Raw genomic sequence first — 18,348 nt, 5'->3', positions numbered from 1 at the left:
TGAATGTGAGCGACAGGTTCATGACCACACAGGGGTACTGGGACCCCTCGCATCCCGTCCTGGAGATCCTGCGCGCCAGGCGCGATTCCGGCAGCATGCCGGGCAGCCGCACCGACGGCGCGCGGGTCGCGCTCGCCGTCGAGGGCGGCGGCATGCGCGGGGTGGTGTCGGCCGCCATGCTGTGCCAGTTGGAGGACTACGGCTTCAAGAACGCCTTCGACGTGGTGTACGGCTGCTCGGCGGGCGGGATCAACGGCGCCTACTTCCTCGCGGGTGACACCTGGTACCCGCTGGCGATCTACTACGACGACCTGACGACACCTCAGTTCGTCGACTTCTCCCGGGCGCTCCGGCGCAAGCCCATTCTGAACCTGGACTACTCCTTCGACCACGTCATGGAACGGGTCAAGCCGCTCGACTACGAAGCGGTGATCAACTCGCCGGTGCCGCTCGCCGTTCCGGTCACCGATGTCGATGCGCTACGAACTGTCGTGCTGCGCGATTTCTCGTCCCGGGACGAACTCAAGACGGCGCTCCGCGCCTCCGCCTGGCTGCCGGTCGCGGTCCCGGGCACGGCGCGCACGCCGGACGGGCGGCGGGCCGTCGACGGCGGTGTGCTCACCGCTCTGCCGTTCCGGCTCGCACTCGACGACGGCTGCACGCACGTGCTCTCGCTCAGCACCCGGCCGATGCGCGAGAACGGGCCGGGGAGCCTGTCGCTGATGCACCGTTACACGTACCTGTACCTGGAGCGGCTGCGCACCGGCCTGGGGCGCGGCTACCTGGCGGCGACCCGGCAGAAGTACCGCGACCAGGAGTGGCTGCGCAGTCAGCGGCGGTCGCCCGGCAGGGTCGGACCGCACGTGCTGGACCTCGCCCCGCTGCCGTGGATGCCGGAGCTGAAGCGGCACGAGATGGACCGGCACCTGCTGCTCGAACACGCCCGCACGGCCTACGAGACCGCGTTCTGCGCCCTGGAGGACCGGCCCGCCTCGCTGATCGCCCAGGGCCGCATCCATGCAATACCCCGGCTGACGGTGGTGGAGACCGCGAATGGCGCCCCAAGGAGCAACGCTCGATCCGGTGCTCGCGGCGCTGCGGAACCTGACGGGCTATAGCCAGGACGCCACCGCCGCCCTCCGGTCGGCGTTGAACCTTCCGCCGTCCGGGCCGGAGAGCGCCCGGCGGCGGGCGGCCCGGCTCACCGCCTGGCACCGGGTCCTGCAGGACATACCGGTGGACGAGCGGTCGTTCGAGACGCGGTTCGGGCTCGGTGCGCGGACCTCCACGATCGAGGGCCTGACGGCCTGGTGCGCCGGCTACCGGGCGCAGGGCGACTCGCTCCGGCAGGCCTCCGCCGACGTCTTCGGGTTCACCGGGCTCTTCCTGCTGACGCTGATAGGCCTGGCCGAGTCCGAGGCGCAGCGCTCCCGGATCGCGAACGCGGGCGGTGCGGACGACGGTGGCGGCGCCCTCACCCACGACTGCCCCGCCGTCTGCGGTGTGCTCGCCGCGGACGAGGCGGTCGGCCTGACGATATCGACCGTCTACAGCCCCGAGCCCGCCACCGGGCACCGCGCCGACCCGGACACCGCACAGGCGGTCCAGGAGTGGCGGGCGATGGCGCCGAACCTGCGCTTCCACCGGCACGGCAGCACCTCCGTGATCCTGCGCGGGAGCACCACCGGCGCGGTGCACGGGGCCCGGCCGGACTTCGCGCTGAAGCTGATCCTCTACCCGTTCACCCGGATCGAGACGCTGGCCCGGGCGACCCGGGAGTACGCGCGGGTCTACGGGTCCGCCGCCCAGGGTCTGCGGCACCTGGTGCGGGTGTGGGCCAGCTGCGAAAAGTGGATCATGATGGAGTTCATCGAGGGCGTCACCCTGGCCGAGGCGGTCCGGGCCGAGGCCGCGGGCCGCCCGGAGGGCGAGCTGCGGCTGAGTCTGGACCGGCTGCGCGAGCAGGGGCTGAAGCTGTTCGAGGCGCTGGAGGAACTTCAACTGACCGCCGCGGACCACCCGTTGCGCGGAGCGTCGGGAGGCGTCCACGCGGACCTCTCGCCGTCCAACATCATCGTCTCGACCGCCGACGGGGCCTTCCGGCTGGTCGACCTCGGCCGCAACTACCTGTACACGCACACCATCACCGGGACCACCGGGGTGGCCTCCTCCTACATCGCGCCCGAGGTCAGGGCCGGCGACGGCGACATCCGGCGGGCCGACCTCTACTCGCTCGGCCGGCTGCTGATGCTCTTCGGCACCGGGACGGAGAGCACCGAGCGCGTGGTGCCGGACATCTTCTACATGCGCGCTCCGCAGTTGGCGCGGTTCCTGGAGGACCTCGTCGACGCCGTCCCCGAGCGGCGGTTGCTGATCTTCTCCGACCCGGCGCAGCGGGACTTCTCCTACGCCCGCCTGAAGGACCGGTTCCTCGCCGAGCTCGAACTCGTCCGGGCCGCCGAGCGCGACAGCGGTGAGCTGCGGGTCGAGCCGGGCTGGCGGGCGCTGCGTGAACTGGCGCGGCCTTTGGCGGGTGACCCCGGCCGGGAGTGGCGGCTGTGGCGCAGCCGTCGGCGGAGCGGCACCCTGGCGGCGACCGGCAGCCGTCAGCCGCTGGCGACCTGGCTGCTCAGTTGGTCGCTGCTGTCGGCGCTGGTCTGGGCGCTCACCAACTTCGCCGTGCTGACCTGGCTGTTCCGGGACCTGAACCTCTCCTGGGACAACCGGCTGATCGAGGTGGCCCAGCACCTGGGCGGTGACCGCGACGGCCTGCCGATCGTCGACTCGTGGCGGCACGCCGACTACGCCGTACCGGACTGGCGGGCGAACCTGCCGGCCCGGATGGTCGGCCTGTCCTACGCCATCGCCGCCCCGAAGTACTACCAGATGCTGTTCTCCGGCCTCACCCCGCTGGCCATCGGCCGCCGGGCCGGTTCGCTCAGCCGGCTCGCCCTGGCGACCGAGACGATCATGCGGATCATGGCGGTGGTCCCGTGCGGCCTGGTGCTGGCCATCACCTTGGTCGAACCGCGCTGGTGGCCCGTCAACTCGGCCATCGGGCAGATCCTCACCTGGCTCGCCAACGTCCTCACCCTGGCGTACGTCCGCGCCGTCGTCGCCCGCTCCCGGCGGATCGGGCTGACCACGGTCCCCGAGGACGACAGCAAGATCACCGGCCTGGCGGCCTTCACCCAGTGGGCGCCCACCTCGATGTTCTACGCCGTCGCGGTCCTCACCATCGGCACCCTGCTGTACCTGGGGCTCCTGCACGACGTCTACGTGTACGCCCTGGCGGTCACCTCGACCAACCTCATCCTCTTCTACGTCATCAAGTGCGGCCTCGGCGGCCCGCTGGTGCGGGTGGCGATCGTCCGCGCCTGCCTGACCGCCGAACGGGTCGGCCGGCTCAACGTCCGGTGACCCCCCGGCCCGCAAACCCGCGTGGCTAGGATGACGGCTGGTCAGCGCGGGTGGAGGGGGAGCCAGGGATGTTCGGGATCATCAGACCGTGTCGGCACCGCTTGTCGGAGCGGCTGCACGCCTCGTGGTTGGCGCACCTGTGCGGGTTGTGCCTGGCACTGCGGGACGACCACGGGCAGTTGGCGCGGACCGCGACCAACTACGACGGCCTGGTGATATCCGTGCTGGTCGAGGCGCAGACGCCACGGGAGGCGCAGCGGCGGACGGCGGGGCCGTGCCCGCTGCGCGGGATGCGGACGGCGCCGGTGGCGCGCGGCGAGGGGGCGCGGCTGGCGGCCGCGGTCTCGCTGGCGCTGGCGTCGGTGAAGGTCCGCGACCACGTGCTGGACGGGGACGGGGTGTTCGGGCGCCGTCCGGTGGCGGCGGGCGCGCGGGCGGTGACCCGGCGGTGGGAGCGGCAGTCGGCGGGCGGCGCGGCGGCGGTCGGGTTCGACACCGGCGTGCTGCTGGCCGCCGCGGCGCGGCAGGAGGAGGCCGAGCGCGCGGTGTCGGCGGGCGGTGCGCTGCTGCTGGCGACCGAGCCGACCGAGTCCGCGACGGCCGCGGCCTTCGCGCACACCGCGGTGCTCGCCGGCCGGCCGGGCAACGCGGCGGCGCTGGCGGAGGCGGGCCGGCTGTTCGGCCGCCTCGCGCACCTGCTGGACGCCGCCGAGGACCGCGCGCAGGACGAGGCGCAGGGCCTGTGGAACCCGCTGTCGGTCACCGGCACCTCGCAGGCGGAGGCGGAGCGCCTGTGCCGGGACGCGGTGCACGGCATCCGATTGGCGCTGGCGGAGGTGGAGTTCACCGACCGGGCGCTGGTCCACCGGCTGCTGGCGCACGAGACCGGGGAGGCCGTGGACCGGGTCTTCGGCGGCGGCCACCACGCCACCTGCGCGAACGCCGCGCCGCCGGACCCGAACCTGGTCCCGCCGCAGCAGCGCCCGCAGACGCCGAAGAAGCCGCGCACGCTGCTGCCGGGCTGCGCGGTGTGGCTGGCGATGGCCTGCACCTGCCAGTTGCTCTGCTGCAAGCACGAGGACCCGTGGTCGCGGGAGGAGCGGAAGGGGTTCTGCCGGCGCCACTGCGACTGCTCGGACGCCTGCGTCCAGTGCGACGGCGACTGCTGCAGCTGTGACTGCTGCGGCGGGGACGGCTGTTGCGGGGACAGTTGCTGCGGCTGCGACGGGTGCGGGTGCGACTGTTCGTGACCGCCGCGCCGGCGGCGGGCTGACGATGGATCAGGGAGCAGGGAGAGAGACGTTGACCGAGCAGGAGTTCTCACCGGCCGTCGAGCTCGCCGGGTGGGGCTGGGAGCAGGTCCACGCCCTGGGCGGCGGTGTGGCCGACCCGTTCGAGACCGGGACGACCAACCTCGTCTGGCGGCCCAAGGAGCAGCACTACGGCGTGCGTTCCGGTGACCGGGTGGTGGCGCACGCCGGGTACGTCGTGGTACCGGTGGAGGTCGGCGGCGTGCGCTTCGACGTGGCGGGCATCGGCGGGGTGATCGTCTCCCCGGACGTCCGCGGCCAGGGCCTGGCCCGCACCGCCGTCGACGCGGCCCTGGCCGGCGCCCGCGCGGCCGGCCTCGACCTGGCGCTGCTGTTCTGCCTCCCCGACCGGGCGTCGCTCTACCGCCGGCTCGGCTGGACGCCGATCACCGAACCGGTGACGGTCGAGCAGCCCGCCGGGCCCACCGTGATGCCGATCCACGCGATGTGGACCGCCGTGACGCCGGGCGGGTCCTGGCCGGGCGGCCCGGTGCGCCTGCACTCGCTGCCGATGTGACCACGGCGGGTGGGGCCTCCCGGCAGCCTGGCGTGCTGCCGGGAGGCCCCGCCCGTCCCGCTACCGACCCGCCGCCGCCGTCCGCGGCAGGCGCCGGGGCTCGGCGTCCGACCCCTGATGGCGGGGCTCGGCGTGCACGTCGCCTTGCGGGGTGGCCGGGTTGCCGAGGAGCTTCGCCGCGTCGACGGCGCCCGGTCCGTGGATGGTCAGCTCGAAGTCCCGTTGCGCCTTGGCGTCCAGGGCCAGCGGCAGGCGGATGCGTCCGTCCGCGACCAGGCGGCGCACCGCGGAGCGGCTGAGGCCGAGCCCGCGCATGAGCAGTCGCTCGACGCGGACCGGCACGGGCAGTTCGAAGCCGACCCGCACCCTGAGCGGCGTCGGGTCGTCGAGCGCGTAGAGCGGCATGCGGGCCTCCAGCTCCCACGTGCCGGTCCAGTCGAGGCGGTAGCCGTTCCGGGCGGCGAGCGACGCACTGGTCGTCAACTCCCGCACCACGGCGGGGTCGTTGTTCTCGTACGCCACCAGCCGGGCGGGCTCCAGCGAGGAGACGTGGGCCCGCTCGTGGACGGGCACCTTGGAGGTGCGGTCGCACCCGACGCAGCTCAGCAGGAGCCAGACGTCGAGGAGCTTGCCGCTCGCGTTGACCCGGATCTTCCCCGAGGGACGGTGGCGACTGCCGGAGCAGTCCGGGCAGGCGCGGACGACGGTGGGCAGCGCGGACTGGCGCACGGCCCACTGGGCCTTGCGGTCGGTATTCATGGTGGTGGTTGCTTTCAGCACTGGGATCTGACGGATGCACACGAGGGCGCGAGTCATCGCCACGGGGCCGGGATGTCAGGCTTCGTGGTCGATCGCGCGACGGGTTCACTGGTGCTACGTGGCAGCCGTTACAGGTCCATGCGGGCGATCGTGGTGGAGACCGCCGCCCGCGGGCAACCGGTTTTCTGCCGCTCCGTCAGGTACTGCTGCCGCTCCGTCAGGCTCCTTCTGCCGTCAGGGCAGCGTGCAGGGCGGCCGGTGTGGGGTCGGCGGGGGTGAGGACGGGGAGGGCGGCGAGCCAGGTCGCGCCGAGGGTGCCGTCAGGGGCGTGGTGGAGGGTGGCCGGGCCGCGACCGGCCAGCAGACGGGCGGTGCGGGCGCCGAGGATGTGCGGGGCCAGGCAGGTGCCGGCGAGCACCACGGGGGCGGCGGTGGGGTGGGGGCGGACCTGGGCGAGCAGGGCGTCGAGGTGGGCGGCGGCCCGGTCCAGGATCGCGTCCGCGGCGCCGTCGCCGAGCCCGGCGGCCCTGGTCACCAGCGGGGCCAGGGTGGAGAGTTCGACCGGCGGGAGGGTGTAGGCGGCGGAGAGCAGCCGCTCGGCGAGGACCCGGTCGGGTGCGACGGGCACCCGGGGCACGGGCGCGTCCGACGCTTCGCTGGAAGCGTCCTGACGGTCCGTCGGCGGGAGCAGCCGGGCGAGGACGAGGCGGGTCAGCGGGTGGGCGTCGGCCCGGCCGCGGAGGGTGTCGGCGGCGGTGCGGACGGCTTCGCGGCCGAGCCAGAAGCCGGAGCCCTCGTCGCCGAGCAGCCAGCCGTAGCCGCCTGCGGTGTCGGCGATGGCGCGCTCGTGCAGGCGGACGGCGACCGCACCGGTGCCGGCGATGAGCAGGGCGCCGTGCGGTTCCGGGGTGGCGGCGGCGAACGCGGCGACCGCGTCGCCGATCAGCCGGTGCGGGCCGGACAGGCCGTGCAGTCCGAGCCCGCGCAGCGTGGCGGTGAGCGCGGCGGCGCCTTCGCCGTCCGCGAGCAGGTGGTCGCCGGCCAGCGCGAGCACGGCGGAGCGGACCGCGGCGGGGTCGAGGCCGGCGAGGGCGCGGGCCAGCGTGATGCGCAGCGCGTCGAGCGCGGCGGGGACGCCGTGGGCGACGGGGTTGCCGGCGGGTCCTTCGGCGCGGGCGAGCAGGTGTCCGGCGGTGTCGGCGACGGCGACGCGGGTGCGGGTGCCGCCCGCGTCCACGCCGAGGACCAGCGCGGGTGTCATGGAGCCTCCTGGGCGGGGTGGCGCGGGTCCTGCCCGGGAGCGGGGGCGCACCGCAGCCGGAACCGTAGCTGGAAATAATTTTTCTCACCAGCTCTGGACGAGACCCTCGTTCGGCGATAATTATTTTCACATGAACTCGCCAGACACCCTCTCCCGGCTCCAGGCGCTGCGCCCCGCCCTCAGCGGCGCGCTGGAGCAGGTGGCGTCCTACGTGCTGAGCGATCCGGCGGCGGCCTCCCGGGCCACCATCACCGAGCTCGCCGAGCGGGTCGGCACCTCGCCGGGCACCATCACCAGGTTCTGCCGGGCGGCGGGCTTCGCCGGCTACCAGGAGCTGAAGGTGGCGCTGGCGGAAGAGGGCGGCCGGGCCGCGCAGCGCCGCTGGAACAACGACATCGGCAGCGAGATCCGGGCCGAGGACGGCCTGGACCACGTCGTGCAGGTGCTGCTGTCCGCCAGCAGCCGGGCACTGCAGGAGACCGCCGAGCAGCTGGACCTGGCGGCGGTGGACGCCCTGGTGCGGGCCCTGGTCGGCGCGCGGCAGGTGCACTTCTTCGGGGTGGGCACCAGCGGCGCCACCGCGGAGGAGTTCCGGCTGCACCTGCAGCGGATCGGGGTGCCGTGCTGGGCCTGGACCGACCTGCACAACGGCCTGACCGCGGCGGCGCTGCTGGACGGCCGGGACGTGGCGGTGGCGATCTCGCACTCCGGCGCGGTCCGCGACGGCGTCGAGTTCCTGACGGCGGCCAAGCGGCACGGCGCGCTCACCGCGGCGCTCACCTCGGACGCCGCCTCCCCGCTGGCCCGGCAGGCCGCGGTGGTACTGACCACGGCCGCCCCGGCGACCTCGTTCCAGAGCGACGCGCTGGCCGCCCGGCACTCCCGACTCCTGCTGCTGGACGTGGTGTACGCACACACCGCGCAGCTCACCCGGGAGCGCACCCTGGCCGCGCTGCAGGTCACCGCAGCGGCGCTGGACGTCCAGCGGCTCGGCGGCGCGGCCAGGCCCCGTTCCCCCGAGGCGTTCTGACGCCCCGTCCCCTCGCCACCTCTCTTCCCCCCCACTCCACCCCTGAGAGGCTCCACCATGCGCACTTCCCTGCCCGGATCCCTGCGCGCCGCGGTCGTCGTGGCCGCGAGCGCCGCCCTCGCCCTCACCGCCGTCAACCCGGCGCAGGCGACCGGGCCCTACGGCTCGGCGATCTCCCCCGCCACCCAGGTGTCGCTGGACAAGGCGTACACCTTCCTGGACCAGCGGATGGACGTGTACGGGAGCGGGAGCACGCTGCGGCTCCCGCAGAGCTTCACCGGCGGCTACCTGGGCTCGCTGAACTTCGTCTCCTCGTTCTCCTACGACGACGCGCTGGTCGTCATGGCGTACCTGGAGCGCGGCACCGACCCGGACATCGCCCGGGCCCGCACCCTCGGCGACACCCTGCTCTACGCCCAGGCCCACGACCCGCTCGGCGACGGCCGGCTGCGCGCCTCGTACCAGCCGAACCCGTTCGTCACCGCCGACGGCACGCCCTACATCGGCTCCCCCGCCACCTACACCGGCAACATGGCCTGGGCCGGCCTCGCCTTCGGCCACCTCTACGCCGACACCGGCGACGTGAAGTACCTGAACGGCGCGCTCACCCTCGCCGACTGGATCCAGACCCACACCTACGACACCCGCGGCCCGGCCGGCTACACCGGCGGCCGCGACGCGAACGACAACCCGATGACCTACAAGGCCACCGAGCACAACATCGACGTCGCCGCGTTCTTCGCGATGCTCGGCACCCTCTCCGGCGACGCCACCTGGACCGCCCGCTCGCAGACCGCGCTCGGCTTCGTCGCCTCGATGCGCGACGCCGCCACCGGCAAGCTCTGGACCGGCACCAACCCCGACGGCGTCAGCACCAACTACTACCCCGTCCCCGAGGACGTCCAGACCTGGGCCTACCTCGCCACCGGCAGCACCCAGTACTCCACCGCCGTCGACTGGGCCGCCACCAGCCTCGCCGCGAGCGACGGCGGCTTCACCGGCGTCAGCTTCTCCAACGCCTCCACCGCCAAGGTCTGGTTCGAGGGCACCGCCCACCTCGCCGCCGCCTACTACGCCCGCGGCGGCAGCGGAGACGCCGCCAAGGCCTCCGCCCTGCTCACCAGCCTGCAGTCCGCGCAGGCCACCGCGCCCCACGCCGACGGCAACGGCCTGGTCGCCGCCTCCGGCGACGGCCTCGACACCGGCTACGGCGACACCTACTACGCCTCCCTGCACACCGGCGCCACCGCCTGGTACATCCTCGCCGGGGAACAGGCGAACCCCTTCGTCCTCGAACCCGACGAGACCCGGTACCTGCACCACTGAAAGACACTGACGACTCGTCAGAGACGTACTCCGACCAGCCAGTGAGAAACGGCGGTTCATTCCCATGATGGTCCCCCAGCCGGACGTCTTCGAGGCCCGGCCCGGACGGTTCGAGCTCTCCCCGCGCACCGCGGTGATCCACGCCGAGGGCGCGGCCGTCCCGGCGGCCGAGCTGCTCGCCGACCACCTGGCGACAGCGCTCGGCACGGTCCCGGAGATCGGCGCGGGGGGCGGGAGCATCCGGCTGTACGTCAACGGGGTCGAGCACGCCCCGGGCAACCCGGAGGCGTACCGGCTGACCGTCAGCGACACCGGGATCGACCTGGTGGGGCGTACTCCGGCGGGGCTGCTGTGCGCGGTGCAGGCACTGCGCCAGCTGCTGCCGCCGGAGGCGCTCGGCCCGGAGGCGTTCCGCACCCGCTCGGTGTGGCCGCTCCCGCACACCCGGGTCGAGGACGCGCCCGCCTTGCGCTGGCGGGGCCTGCTGCTGGACGTGGCACGGCACTTCATGCCGGTCTCCACCGTGCTGAGGGTGCTGGACGCGATGGCGCTGCACCGCCTGAACGTGCTGCAGCTGCACCTGACGGACGATCAGGGCTGGCGGCTGGAGGTGCCGGACCGGCCGCGGCTGACCCAGGTCGGCGGGCGGCGTCCCGCGGTGCCGTTCGACCCGGACGACCCGGACGACCGGGGCACCGGCCCGGCGCACCAGGGCTGGTACACGGCGCGGGACATCCGGCAGATCGTCGCGTTCGCGGCCCGCCGGGGCATCACGGTGGTGCCCGAGATCGACGTGCCCGGGCACGTCCAGGCGGCGCTGGCCGCCTACCCGGAGCTCGGCAACCGGCCCGCCGAGCGGCTGCCGGTGTGGCCGCGCTGGGGCATCAACTCCCGTACCCTCAACGCCGAGCAGGCCACCGTGGAGTTCTTCGCCGGGGTGCTGGAGTACACCGCCGAGCTGTTCCCGAGCCGGGTCGTGCACCTCGGCGGCGACGAGTGCTCCGCCGAGGAGTGGCGCACCTCCCCGGCCGCGCTGGAGCGGGTCGCCGCGCTCGGCCTGGCCGGCCCGGAGCAGGTGCACGGCTGGCTGCTGGCCCGGCTCGCCGAGCGGGTGGCCGGCCTCGGACGGCGCCCGGCGGGCTGGGAGGAGATCGCCGAGGGACCCGTCCCGGCGGAGACCGTGGTGATGTGCTGGCACGGCGAGAAGGCCGCCGAACAGGCCGCCGACCGCGGCTTCGACGTGGTCCTCACCCCGTGGCAGCACACCTACTTCGACCTGCACCAGGCCGCCGAGGGCGAGCCGCGCGGCCAGAAGGGCGTGCTCACCCTCGCCGACGCCTACGCCTTCACCCCACTGGAGGGCCGGTTCGCCAAGGACCTGCGGCACCGCCTGCTCGGCGCGCAGTGCCAGCTGTGGACCGAGTACGTCCCCACCCCCGAGCACCTGGAGTACATGGCCTTCCCCCGGGTCTGCGCCTTCGCGGAACGCGCCTGGGGCTCCCCCGCCGACTACCCCGCCTTCCTCGCCCGCCTCCCCGAGCACCTGCGCCGCCTGGACGCCCTCGGCCTGCGCTACCGCCGCCCCGAGGAGCTCACCGCCTGACGGACCGTCACGGCTGCCGGTCCGCCCGACGGGTTGCGGACCGGCCGGCCGCGTGGCGCGGCCCGGCCGCTCGACCGTGTGCGAGAGTCTGGGCGGAGCGGGCAGGTGCGACGGGAGGACGGGTATGAAGTGGCAGACGTTCGGGCGTCGGCAGGTCTACGACAGCCCGTGGGTCGAGGTGTGGCTCGACGACGTGGAGGTGCCGGGCCAGGGCCGGATCGAGCACCACGTGGTCCGCTACCCCCGGGCGTCGACGACGTCCGTCGTCACCAACGACGCGGGTGAGTTCCTGCTGATCCACCGGCACCGCTTCATCACCGGCCGCTGGGGCTGGGAGGTCCCCGCCGGGTGGGCCGAGCCCGACGAGGACCCCGCGGCGGCGATCGCCCGCGAGGTCGAGGAGGAGACCGGCTGGCGGCCCGGCACCGTCGAGCTGATGACCGAGTACGACGCGATGGCCGGTATCTCGGACGCCCACTTCCGCAGCTACCACGTCACCGACTGCACCCGGATCGGCGACCCCGAGGACGTCTCCGAGGCGACCCGCGTCGAGTGGCTCCCGGAGACCCAGGTCGTCGAACTCCTGACCTCCGGTCAGATCTCCGACGGCCCCTCCCTCACCGCCCTCTCCTACTACCTGGGCCCCTACCGCCTCACCCGGTCGTAGTCGTAGCGCGGGTCCTTCGGATCAGCGAGCGTCTCCCCCGGCCCCATGGGAGCCGTAGGCGGCCGACGAGACGCCGGTGAGGTGCGCGCCCCGGCGGCGATCGCCCGGTGTGATCCGAAAGACCCGTCCTACCCCGGGGCTCCCGGCACGGAAATGCGGGTGGCCCGGTGGGAGCGGCTCCGTATGATCACCCGCATGTCCTGGATACGCCGCTCGCGCGCCACCCCGCCCGCCGAGGGCCGACTGCCCGATCTCGAGTTCCTCGCCCTGGTCCGCGACGCCCTCGAGCAGGTGGCGCCCGGCTGCACGGCGGGTGCCGAACTCAAGGGGAACTCGCTGCTGAGTGCGCAGGGTTGGGCCGTCGGTGTCGGGCCGATGGGGCACGGGGACGAGCGGCACTACGACCTGATCGCGTTCCCGGACGTGAGCATCCAGCCCGACGTACCGTGCTTCGTGGACTGCGTCAGCGTGGTGGCCTCCCCGCGCGACGCCGTCGGCCTGTGGGCGCAGTCCGCCGGTGCCTGCCTGCTCGAACTGCTCGACGGGCGGGAGCGGTTCGCCGACCGCTGGGGTCCCGAGCACCGGCGCGGCGTCCCCGGGTGGCGGTCCATCGCCTCGGGGGCAGTGGGCTACGGCCTCTCCGAGCCGGAGGTCGCCCGCCTGCAGAAGGCCCTGCTGGAGGCGAACGTGCTCCCCGCGATCGCCGAGACGTTCACCGCCGACCTCGAATCACCCTGGTTCAACAGCGTCCGGGTCTTCTACGGCGGCAAGCCGGGCACCATGACGGCGGAGGTCCGGGTGAACGGCGAGCGGCACCAGGCCGCCTCCGCCGCACTGGCCGCGCTCGGCCTGCCCGACCCGACGGCCTTCACCGTCGTCCGGTCCTTCGCCCTGGTACTGCCGCCCGACTCCGGGAGCTGACGGGCACCGCCCGCTCCCGACGGTCCGTCACCCCGCGACCGGCTCGCGCTCCCCGGCAGGCACGGCGGCGGTCGCCGGTGCCTGCGCGGGGGTGGCGCGGCGGGCCGGGACGAGCAGCGCGGCGAGCGCGGCGGCCAGGCAGAACGCGGCGAGCAGGGCGAAGCCGTGGGTGTACCCGGCTTCGTAGGGGCGGCCGGAGGGCTGCAGGTGGCCGGTGACCAGGACGGTCATCAGGGCGGCGCCCAGGGAGCCGCCGATGGTGCGGATGTTGGCGTTCATGCCGGTGGCGGCGCCGGTCTGCGCGGCGGGGACGCTCTGCACGATGAGGTTGCTCATCGAGGCGAAGGCCAGGCCGATGCCGAGCCCGAACACGCCGGCCGCGAGGGCGACGTCGGAGGGCGCCTGGTGCCGGGCGGCGAGCAGCGCGCAGGCGGCCGCGCCGAGCAGCGCGCCGGTGACCAGCTGGGCCTTGGCGGGGAAGCGGCCGGCCAGGCGTCCGCTGAGCAGGCCGGAGACGAACATCGCGACCAGCATCGGCAGCATCAGCGTGCCCGCGCCGGTGACGCTGGAGCCGAAGCCGTAGCCCGCGGCGGACGGCGTCTGCACGAAGCCTGGAAGGAAGGCCCAGACTGCGTACATCCCGGCGCCGAACAGCAGGGCGGCGGTGTTGGTGGTCCACACGGCGGGCAGCCGCATCACCTTGAGGTCGATCAGCGGGAAGCGCGAGCGGGCCTCGGTGAACGCCCAGAGCGCGAACAGCACCACGGCGACGGCCAGCAGGCCGATCACGCCGACCGAGCCCCAGCCCCACTTCGCGGCCTGGCTGATCGGCAGCAGCAGCGCCACCAGCCAGCCCGAGAGCAGCACGGAGGACAGCCAGTTGACGCTGCCTTCGGTGCGGTGCGGCGACTCCGGGATGTACCGGTGGGCGATCAGTGCGGTGGCCGCGACGATGATGACGGGGAACCAGAACAGCCAGCGGTAGTCCAGGGCGCCGACGATCGGTCCGGCCAGCACCATGCCGAGGCCGCTGCCGACCGCGATCACCGCGGACAGGTTGCTGATGCCGGTCGGCACCCGGCCGGCGGGGAACTCGTCGCGGATGATGCCGAAGGAGAGCGGGAACAGCGCCCCGGCGATGCCCTGGATCACCCGGGCGATGATCAGCACGGTGATGTTCGGGGCGACGGCGGCCACCAGGCAGCCGACCAGCAGGGCGACCAGCGCGGCGACCAGGGTGCGCTTCTTGCCGACCAGGTCGCCGACCCGGCCGAGGATCGGGGTGAAGACGGAGGCGGAGAGCAGGTAGGCGGTCATCACCCAGGTGACCGTGGACTGCGAGGTGTGCATCGCCTGCTGGACGATCGGCAGGGCGGGCGTGATCAGCGACTGCAGCAGCGCGTACACGCCGGCGCCGGTGGCGAGCACGCCGAAGGTGAGGCGGTGGGACTGACGGTTCATCGAACCCTCTCGGGACTCGGCATTCGGACCCGGCGCGTTCGGGACGTCGGCACACGGCGTCGGGAGCGCCGGACGCGGGGCGCGTGACGACGGCGCGGCGCGTGCGGGCAGGATGGGGCGATCGGTGCGATCGAAGGGACGGCCGGCGCGTTCACGGCAGGCCGAAGCGGAGGCCCCGGTGGTAAAGTCGAGGCATGCCTCCAGATTAGCGGAGGTGGTCCTCCGGTTCAATCCGAACGCCGGAAGAGTCGAAACGAGGTCTCCGTGCCGGAACAGATCGTGGTCAGCGAGTTCCTGGCCGCCCGCCGCCCGCGCCGCACCGACGCCGCGCGGAACTTCGACGCGCTGCTCGCCGCCGCGCGGGAGGCCTTCGCCGAGCACGGCGCCGACGCGTCCCTGGAGGACATCGCCCGCCGGGCCGGCGTCGGCATCGGCACCCTGTACCGCAACTTCCCCACCCGCCGGCACCTCTTCGAGGCGGTCTACGCCAACGAGGTCGACGACCTCGGCCGGGTCGCCGCCGAGGTCTCCGGCGAGCCGCCCTGGGAGGCGCTGGCCGCGTGGCTGCGCCGGTTCGTCGACTACGCGATGACCAAGCGGGCGATCCGCGAGGCCATGGAGGGCGAGGAGTCGGACGTCTTCCTCGCCTGCCGCCAGTCGATGTACGACGCAGGCACCCCGCTGCTGCTGCGCGCCCAGGCGGCCGGCGAGGTGCGCACCGACATGAGCATCGACGACCTGCTGCGGCTGGTCTCCGGCATCACCTCGGTCGCCTTCCCGGACCAGGGCCAGCGCGACCGGGTCCTCGGCATCGCCCTGGACGGCGTCCGGACCCGCTCCTGACGACCCGTTGCACGGCTGTTGCGCGGGCGGTGACCGGCGTCACAGCCGCGCCGCCCGGTTCGTGGTCGACTCGTCCGATGCGCCCTCCCCTCCCCCCGACACCCCGTCACCCGGCCGTCGCGGCGGCCGCCGTGCTCACCGCCGCCGCGCTGCTGGCGGGCTGCGGCTCCCGCGCGGTCGGGGCTGCTGACGGTTCGTCGGCGCACGGGAGCGCGGGGCCCTGCGGGGCGCTGCTCACGCCCGCCCCGGCGTCGTCCGCGCCGGGCGCGCTCGCCCGGGACGGGGTGCGGATCACCGCGGCCAACGGCGCGTGCGCGGACTTCGAGGTGACCAACGGGGCCGCCGAGACCTCCGACTTCACCATCCTGTTCAGCCCGCTCGATCGGGCCGGCGGCGTCCCGGGTCACCTCACGCAGACCGTCGAGGCCGTCGCTCCGGGCGCCACCGTGAAGGGTCGGCTGACCCTGCCGTCGCACGGCCCCGCCGAGCCCGCCGTCGGCCCGGCACTGGCGATCGCCAAGGTCCGCAGCGTCCCCAGCGCGGAGGCCCCGAAGCCCGACGGTGCGTGCCCGGCGTCGGGCCTGCGGGTCTACGCGGACGAGGGCGACGCGGCGATGGGCCTGCGGGTGGTCGGCCTCCACCTGCGCAACTGCGGCGCCGCGCCGGTGGCGCTCGACGGCTACCCCCGCCTCCAGCTCCTCGACCTGGACCACCGCCCCGTCGACGGCGTCGAGCTGCTCTCCGGCGGCGCGGCCATCGCCTCCGGCACCGGCGCCGACGACCCCCCGCGTCCGTTCACCCTCCACCCCGGCGACGGCGCCCGCGCCACCCTCGCCTGGCGCAACACCACCACCACCGGCACCCCCGTCACCGCCCCCTACCTCCGCGTCCGCCCCACCCCCGACGCCGCCCCCGTCATGGTCACCCCCGAACTCGACCTCGGCACCACCGCCCGCCTCGGCGTAGGCGCCTGGATCCCGGAACCGGCCCGCTAGCACCGGAGCGGCCGACGGTCCGTCAGCGGGTCAGCCGACGTGGACGCGGGGGCGGCGGGTGCGGTCGGGTTCGGCTTCGCGGAGGACTTCGCGGGTGACGGGGGCGACCTCGCCCTGGCCGAAGAGGAAGAAGCGCAGGAACTGGGCGAAGGGGTTGCCCTCGGTCCACTCGAAGTAGATGTGCGGCTGCTGGCCGGTGGCGTCGCGGACCTGGAGGAGCAGCGCGGCCAGCGCGTTGGGCACGCTGGAGTGTTCGAGGGACAGGACCCGGTAGCGGTCGTGCAGGACCTCGCCGCGGACCTTGAGCTCGGCCTCGAAGTCGGAGGCGTCGAGCACGGTGACCTCGACGAAGACCAGGTCGTCCTCGGCCGGGATGTCGTTGTCGGCGCGGATCTGGTGCACCTTGTCGCGGTACTCGGCCAGGTCGCGGCCGGCCGGCTCGTTGGCGATGAGGCGGATCGTGCGGTGCGCGGTGTCCCGGATGAACCGCTCCGCCACGTCGTCGAACTCGACGGAGGTGACGCGCAGTTCGAAGGCGCGGGCGAGGCGGGAGGCGAGCGAGACCAGGATGATCGCGGCGATGAAGCAGGCGCCGATCTTCACGCCGTCGGGCCGTTCGGCGATGTTGATCGCGGTGGTGTAGACGAAGACGCCGGCGATGACCGCGAAGCCGATGGTCCAGTTGCGCTGGCCGGCGGCGTGCGCCGCGATGGTGACGGCGATCGCCGCGGAGGTGATCAGCACCAGGACGCCGGTGGCGTAAGCGCCGCCCTGGGCGTCGACGTTCGCGTCGAAGATCCAGGTGACCAGGAAGGCGATGCCGGTGAGCACCAGCACCATCGGGCGCACCGCGCGGGCCCAGTGCGGGGCCATGCCGTAGCGGGGGAGGTAACGCGGCATCAGGTTGAGCAGTCCGGCCATCGCGGAGGCGCCGGCGAACCACAGGATGGCGATGGTGGAGAGGTCGTAGACCGAGCCGAACGCGCCGCCCAGGTACTGGTGGGCGAGGTAGGCGAGGGCGCGGCCGTTGGCGGGGCCGCCGGCCTTGAAGTCGTCGGCGGGGATCAGCAGGGTGGTGATGAAGCTGGTGGTGATCAGGAAGCAGCTCATGATCACCGCGGCGGTGGTGAGCAGCTTGCGGGCGCCGCGGATCCGACCGGTGGGCGTCTCCTCGGTGTCACCGGGGTCGCCCTCGATGTGCGGCATCACGGCGACGCCGGTCTCGAAGCCGGACAGGCCGAGCGCGAGCTTGGGGAAGACGACCAGCGCGACGCCGATCATCGCGATCGGGTTGCCGTGTTCCACGGTGAGCGCGTGCGTCCAGTCGGTGATCAGCGCGGGGGCGGTGACGACGTGCCACAGGCCGACGGCGACCACCACCACGTTCAGCGCCAGGTAGACCGCGACCAGGACGACGGCCACGCTGATCGCCTCGCTGAAGCCCTTCAGGAAGACGCCGCCGAGCAGCGCGATCAGCAGCAGGGTGATCAGCACCTGGTGGCCGCTGAGCGAACTGGTCAGGTGCGGGTTCTCCACCAGGTGGGCGGTCGCGTCGGCGGCCGAGAGGGTGATGGTGATCAGGAAGTCGGTGGCGGCGAAGCCGAGCAGCGCGAGGACGAAGAGCTTGCCCTTCCAGAACGACAGCAGCCGTTCCAGCATCGCGATCGAACCTTCGCCGTGCGGGCTCTCCTTGGCGACCCGGCGGTAGACCGGCAGCGCGCCGAACAGGGTGACCAGGACCAGCACGATGGTGGCGATCGGCGAGAGCAGTCCGGCGGCGAGCGCGGCGATGCCGGGCTGGTAGCCGAGGGTGGAGAAGTAGTCGAGGCCGGTCAGGCACATGACCTTCCACCAGCGCTGGCCCTTGTGCTCCTCGGCGACCTGGGCGTGCGGGCCGGGATGCTGCTTGGCCATGTCCGACAGGCCCTCCAGCAGCCAGGCGCGCAGCCGTTGCCGCGCCGAGCCTCCGTCCAGGGGGGCGGAAGTGACCACTCTTTGGCTCCTGTCGCAGGGTCGGGTGCCCCGGGCGGCCGGAGGTCCGGCCCGCCGGGCGGACTCCCACGTCAGCGTAGGTCACGGTCGCCGCAGGCCAGGGCAGGCAGGAGCGTAACGTCCCCGGTCGGCTCAGCTCGCCACCGGCCGGGGGTGCTTGACGATCCCTTGGGTTCCGGTTGACGTGCCGATGACCCGATCCGCGACGAGCCGCGATGCCCGGATCGGGACCATCGGCCCCGG

At 73.7% G+C, this 18,348-nt stretch carries 15 protein-coding genes; 11 read left to right on the top strand and 4 right to left on the bottom strand.

The genetic code is table 11. From position 1 onward, the window contains the following. The 4 genes from AB0K51_RS29130 to AB0K51_RS29115 form a co-directional block, all read left to right on the top strand. On the top strand, positions 1–1,118 hold a 1,118-nt coding region (locus AB0K51_RS29130; protein ID WP_363460228.1), incomplete at its 5' end, for a patatin-like phospholipase family protein. Then, entirely contained in the window at positions 1,054–3,420 is a 2,367-nt protein-coding gene (locus AB0K51_RS29125) for a hypothetical protein (protein WP_363460226.1), read from the top strand. The genes AB0K51_RS29130 and AB0K51_RS29125, both read left to right, overlap by 65 nt. A 68-nt stretch (positions 3,421–3,488) precedes the next feature. Next, entirely contained in the window at positions 3,489–4,670 is a 1,182-nt protein-coding gene (locus AB0K51_RS29120; protein WP_363460224.1) for a DUF5685 family protein, read from the top strand. A gap of 52 nt (positions 4,671–4,722) precedes the next feature. After that, a complete protein-coding gene (locus AB0K51_RS29115; protein ID WP_363460222.1) occupies positions 4,723–5,247 on the top strand; it encodes a GNAT family N-acetyltransferase in 525 nt (174 codons plus the stop codon). A gap of 60 nt (positions 5,248–5,307) precedes the next feature. Here the strand turns inward: AB0K51_RS29115 and AB0K51_RS29110 are convergent, their stop codons facing one another. Together AB0K51_RS29110 and AB0K51_RS29105 are read right to left on the bottom strand one after the other, a co-directional pair. Next, a complete protein-coding gene (locus AB0K51_RS29110; protein ID WP_363460220.1) occupies positions 5,308–6,006 on the bottom strand; it encodes a DUF1062 domain-containing protein in 699 nt (232 codons plus the stop codon). Positions 6,007–6,223: 217 nt separating this feature from the next. Then, positions 6,224–7,267: a BadF/BadG/BcrA/BcrD ATPase family protein gene (locus tag AB0K51_RS29105; protein WP_363460218.1), complete on the bottom strand. Its 1,044-nt coding sequence runs from the start codon at positions 7,265–7,267 to the stop codon at positions 6,224–6,226. A 130-nt stretch (positions 7,268–7,397) separates the two neighbouring features. Here AB0K51_RS29105 and AB0K51_RS29100 point away from each other — a divergent pair, with 130 nt between their 5' ends. From AB0K51_RS29100 to AB0K51_RS29080, 5 genes are all read left to right on the top strand, one after another. Next, positions 7,398–8,297, top strand: coding sequence for a MurR/RpiR family transcriptional regulator (locus AB0K51_RS29100; RefSeq protein ID WP_363460216.1), 900 nt, complete (start codon positions 7,398–7,400; stop codon positions 8,295–8,297). Positions 8,298–8,354: 57 nt separating this feature from the next. Further along, positions 8,355–9,623, top strand: coding sequence for a Tat pathway signal sequence domain protein (locus tag AB0K51_RS29095; RefSeq protein ID WP_363460214.1), 1,269 nt, complete (start codon positions 8,355–8,357; stop codon positions 9,621–9,623). Positions 9,624–9,687: 64 nt separating this feature from the next. Beyond that, entirely contained in the window at positions 9,688–11,226 is a 1,539-nt protein-coding gene (locus AB0K51_RS29090) for a beta-N-acetylhexosaminidase (protein ID WP_363460212.1), read from the top strand. A gap of 124 nt (positions 11,227–11,350) precedes the next feature. Beyond that, entirely contained in the window at positions 11,351–11,893 is a 543-nt protein-coding gene (locus tag AB0K51_RS29085; protein ID WP_363460210.1) for an NUDIX hydrolase, read from the top strand. A 195-nt stretch (positions 11,894–12,088) separates the two neighbouring features. Beyond that, complete coding sequence (locus AB0K51_RS29080) at positions 12,089–12,814, top strand: DUF6348 family protein (RefSeq protein WP_363460209.1); 726 nt, start codon at positions 12,089–12,091, stop codon at positions 12,812–12,814. Positions 12,815–12,841: 27 nt separating this feature from the next. Here the strand turns inward: AB0K51_RS29080 and AB0K51_RS29075 are convergent, their stop codons facing one another. Next, on the bottom strand, positions 12,842–14,275 hold the full coding sequence (locus AB0K51_RS29075; protein WP_363460207.1) for an MFS transporter: 1,434 nt from the start codon (positions 14,273–14,275) through the stop codon (positions 12,842–12,844). Between the two features lie 264 nt (positions 14,276–14,539). On the opposite strand from AB0K51_RS29075, the gene AB0K51_RS29070 reads away from it, so the two are divergent. Together AB0K51_RS29070 and AB0K51_RS29065 are read left to right on the top strand one after the other, a co-directional pair. Next, positions 14,540–15,118 carry a helix-turn-helix domain-containing protein gene (locus AB0K51_RS29070; RefSeq protein ID WP_363460205.1) on the top strand — a complete coding sequence of 193 codons (579 nt, stop codon included), beginning with the start codon at positions 14,540–14,542 and terminating at the stop codon, positions 15,116–15,118. A gap of 77 nt (positions 15,119–15,195) precedes the next feature. Then, positions 15,196–16,113, top strand: coding sequence for a DUF4232 domain-containing protein (locus tag AB0K51_RS29065; protein WP_363460203.1), 918 nt, complete (start codon positions 15,196–15,198; stop codon positions 16,111–16,113). 30 nt (positions 16,114–16,143) lie between these two features. Here AB0K51_RS29065 and AB0K51_RS29060 read toward each other — a convergent pair whose 3' ends face one another. Beyond that, entirely contained in the window at positions 16,144–18,027 is a 1,884-nt protein-coding gene (locus tag AB0K51_RS29060; RefSeq protein ID WP_363460232.1) for an amino acid transporter, read from the bottom strand. Positions 18,028–18,348 lie beyond the last annotated feature (321 nt).

This window comes from Kitasatospora sp. NPDC049285 (assembly GCF_040678815.1).
Taxonomy (GTDB): domain Bacteria; phylum Actinomycetota; class Actinomycetes; order Streptomycetales; family Streptomycetaceae; genus Kitasatospora.
Note: the sequence above shows the minus strand (reverse complement) of the source record. Positions and strands in the feature narration are given on the sequence as shown.

What these genes read in the sequence shown, in the direction of transcription:
- AB0K51_RS29125 (WP_363460226.1), top strand. Translation starts at nt 1,054, where the DNA reads ATGGCGCCCCAAGGAGCAACGCTCGATCCGGTGCTCGCGGCGCTGCGG.
- AB0K51_RS29075 (WP_363460207.1), bottom strand. Translation starts at nt 14,275, where the DNA reads ATGAACCGTCAGTCCCACCGCCTCACCTTCGGCGTGCTCGCCACCGGC.
- AB0K51_RS29085 (WP_363460210.1), top strand. Translation starts at nt 11,351, where the DNA reads ATGAAGTGGCAGACGTTCGGGCGTCGGCAGGTCTACGACAGCCCGTGG.
- AB0K51_RS29065 (WP_363460203.1), top strand. Translation starts at nt 15,196, where the DNA reads ATGCGCCCTCCCCTCCCCCCGACACCCCGTCACCCGGCCGTCGCGGCG.
- AB0K51_RS29080 (WP_363460209.1), top strand. Translation starts at nt 12,089, where the DNA reads ATGTCCTGGATACGCCGCTCGCGCGCCACCCCGCCCGCCGAGGGCCGA.
- AB0K51_RS29060 (WP_363460232.1), bottom strand. Translation starts at nt 18,027, where the DNA reads ATGGCCAAGCAGCATCCCGGCCCGCACGCCCAGGTCGCCGAGGAGCAC.
- AB0K51_RS29120 (WP_363460224.1), top strand. Translation starts at nt 3,489, where the DNA reads ATGTTCGGGATCATCAGACCGTGTCGGCACCGCTTGTCGGAGCGGCTG.
- AB0K51_RS29100 (WP_363460216.1), top strand. Translation starts at nt 7,398, where the DNA reads ATGAACTCGCCAGACACCCTCTCCCGGCTCCAGGCGCTGCGCCCCGCC.
- AB0K51_RS29110 (WP_363460220.1), bottom strand. Translation starts at nt 6,006, where the DNA reads ATGAATACCGACCGCAAGGCCCAGTGGGCCGTGCGCCAGTCCGCGCTG.
- AB0K51_RS29090 (WP_363460212.1), top strand. Translation starts at nt 9,688, where the DNA reads ATGATGGTCCCCCAGCCGGACGTCTTCGAGGCCCGGCCCGGACGGTTC.
- AB0K51_RS29095 (WP_363460214.1), top strand. Translation starts at nt 8,355, where the DNA reads ATGCGCACTTCCCTGCCCGGATCCCTGCGCGCCGCGGTCGTCGTGGCC.
- AB0K51_RS29105 (WP_363460218.1), bottom strand. Translation starts at nt 7,267, where the DNA reads ATGACACCCGCGCTGGTCCTCGGCGTGGACGCGGGCGGCACCCGCACC.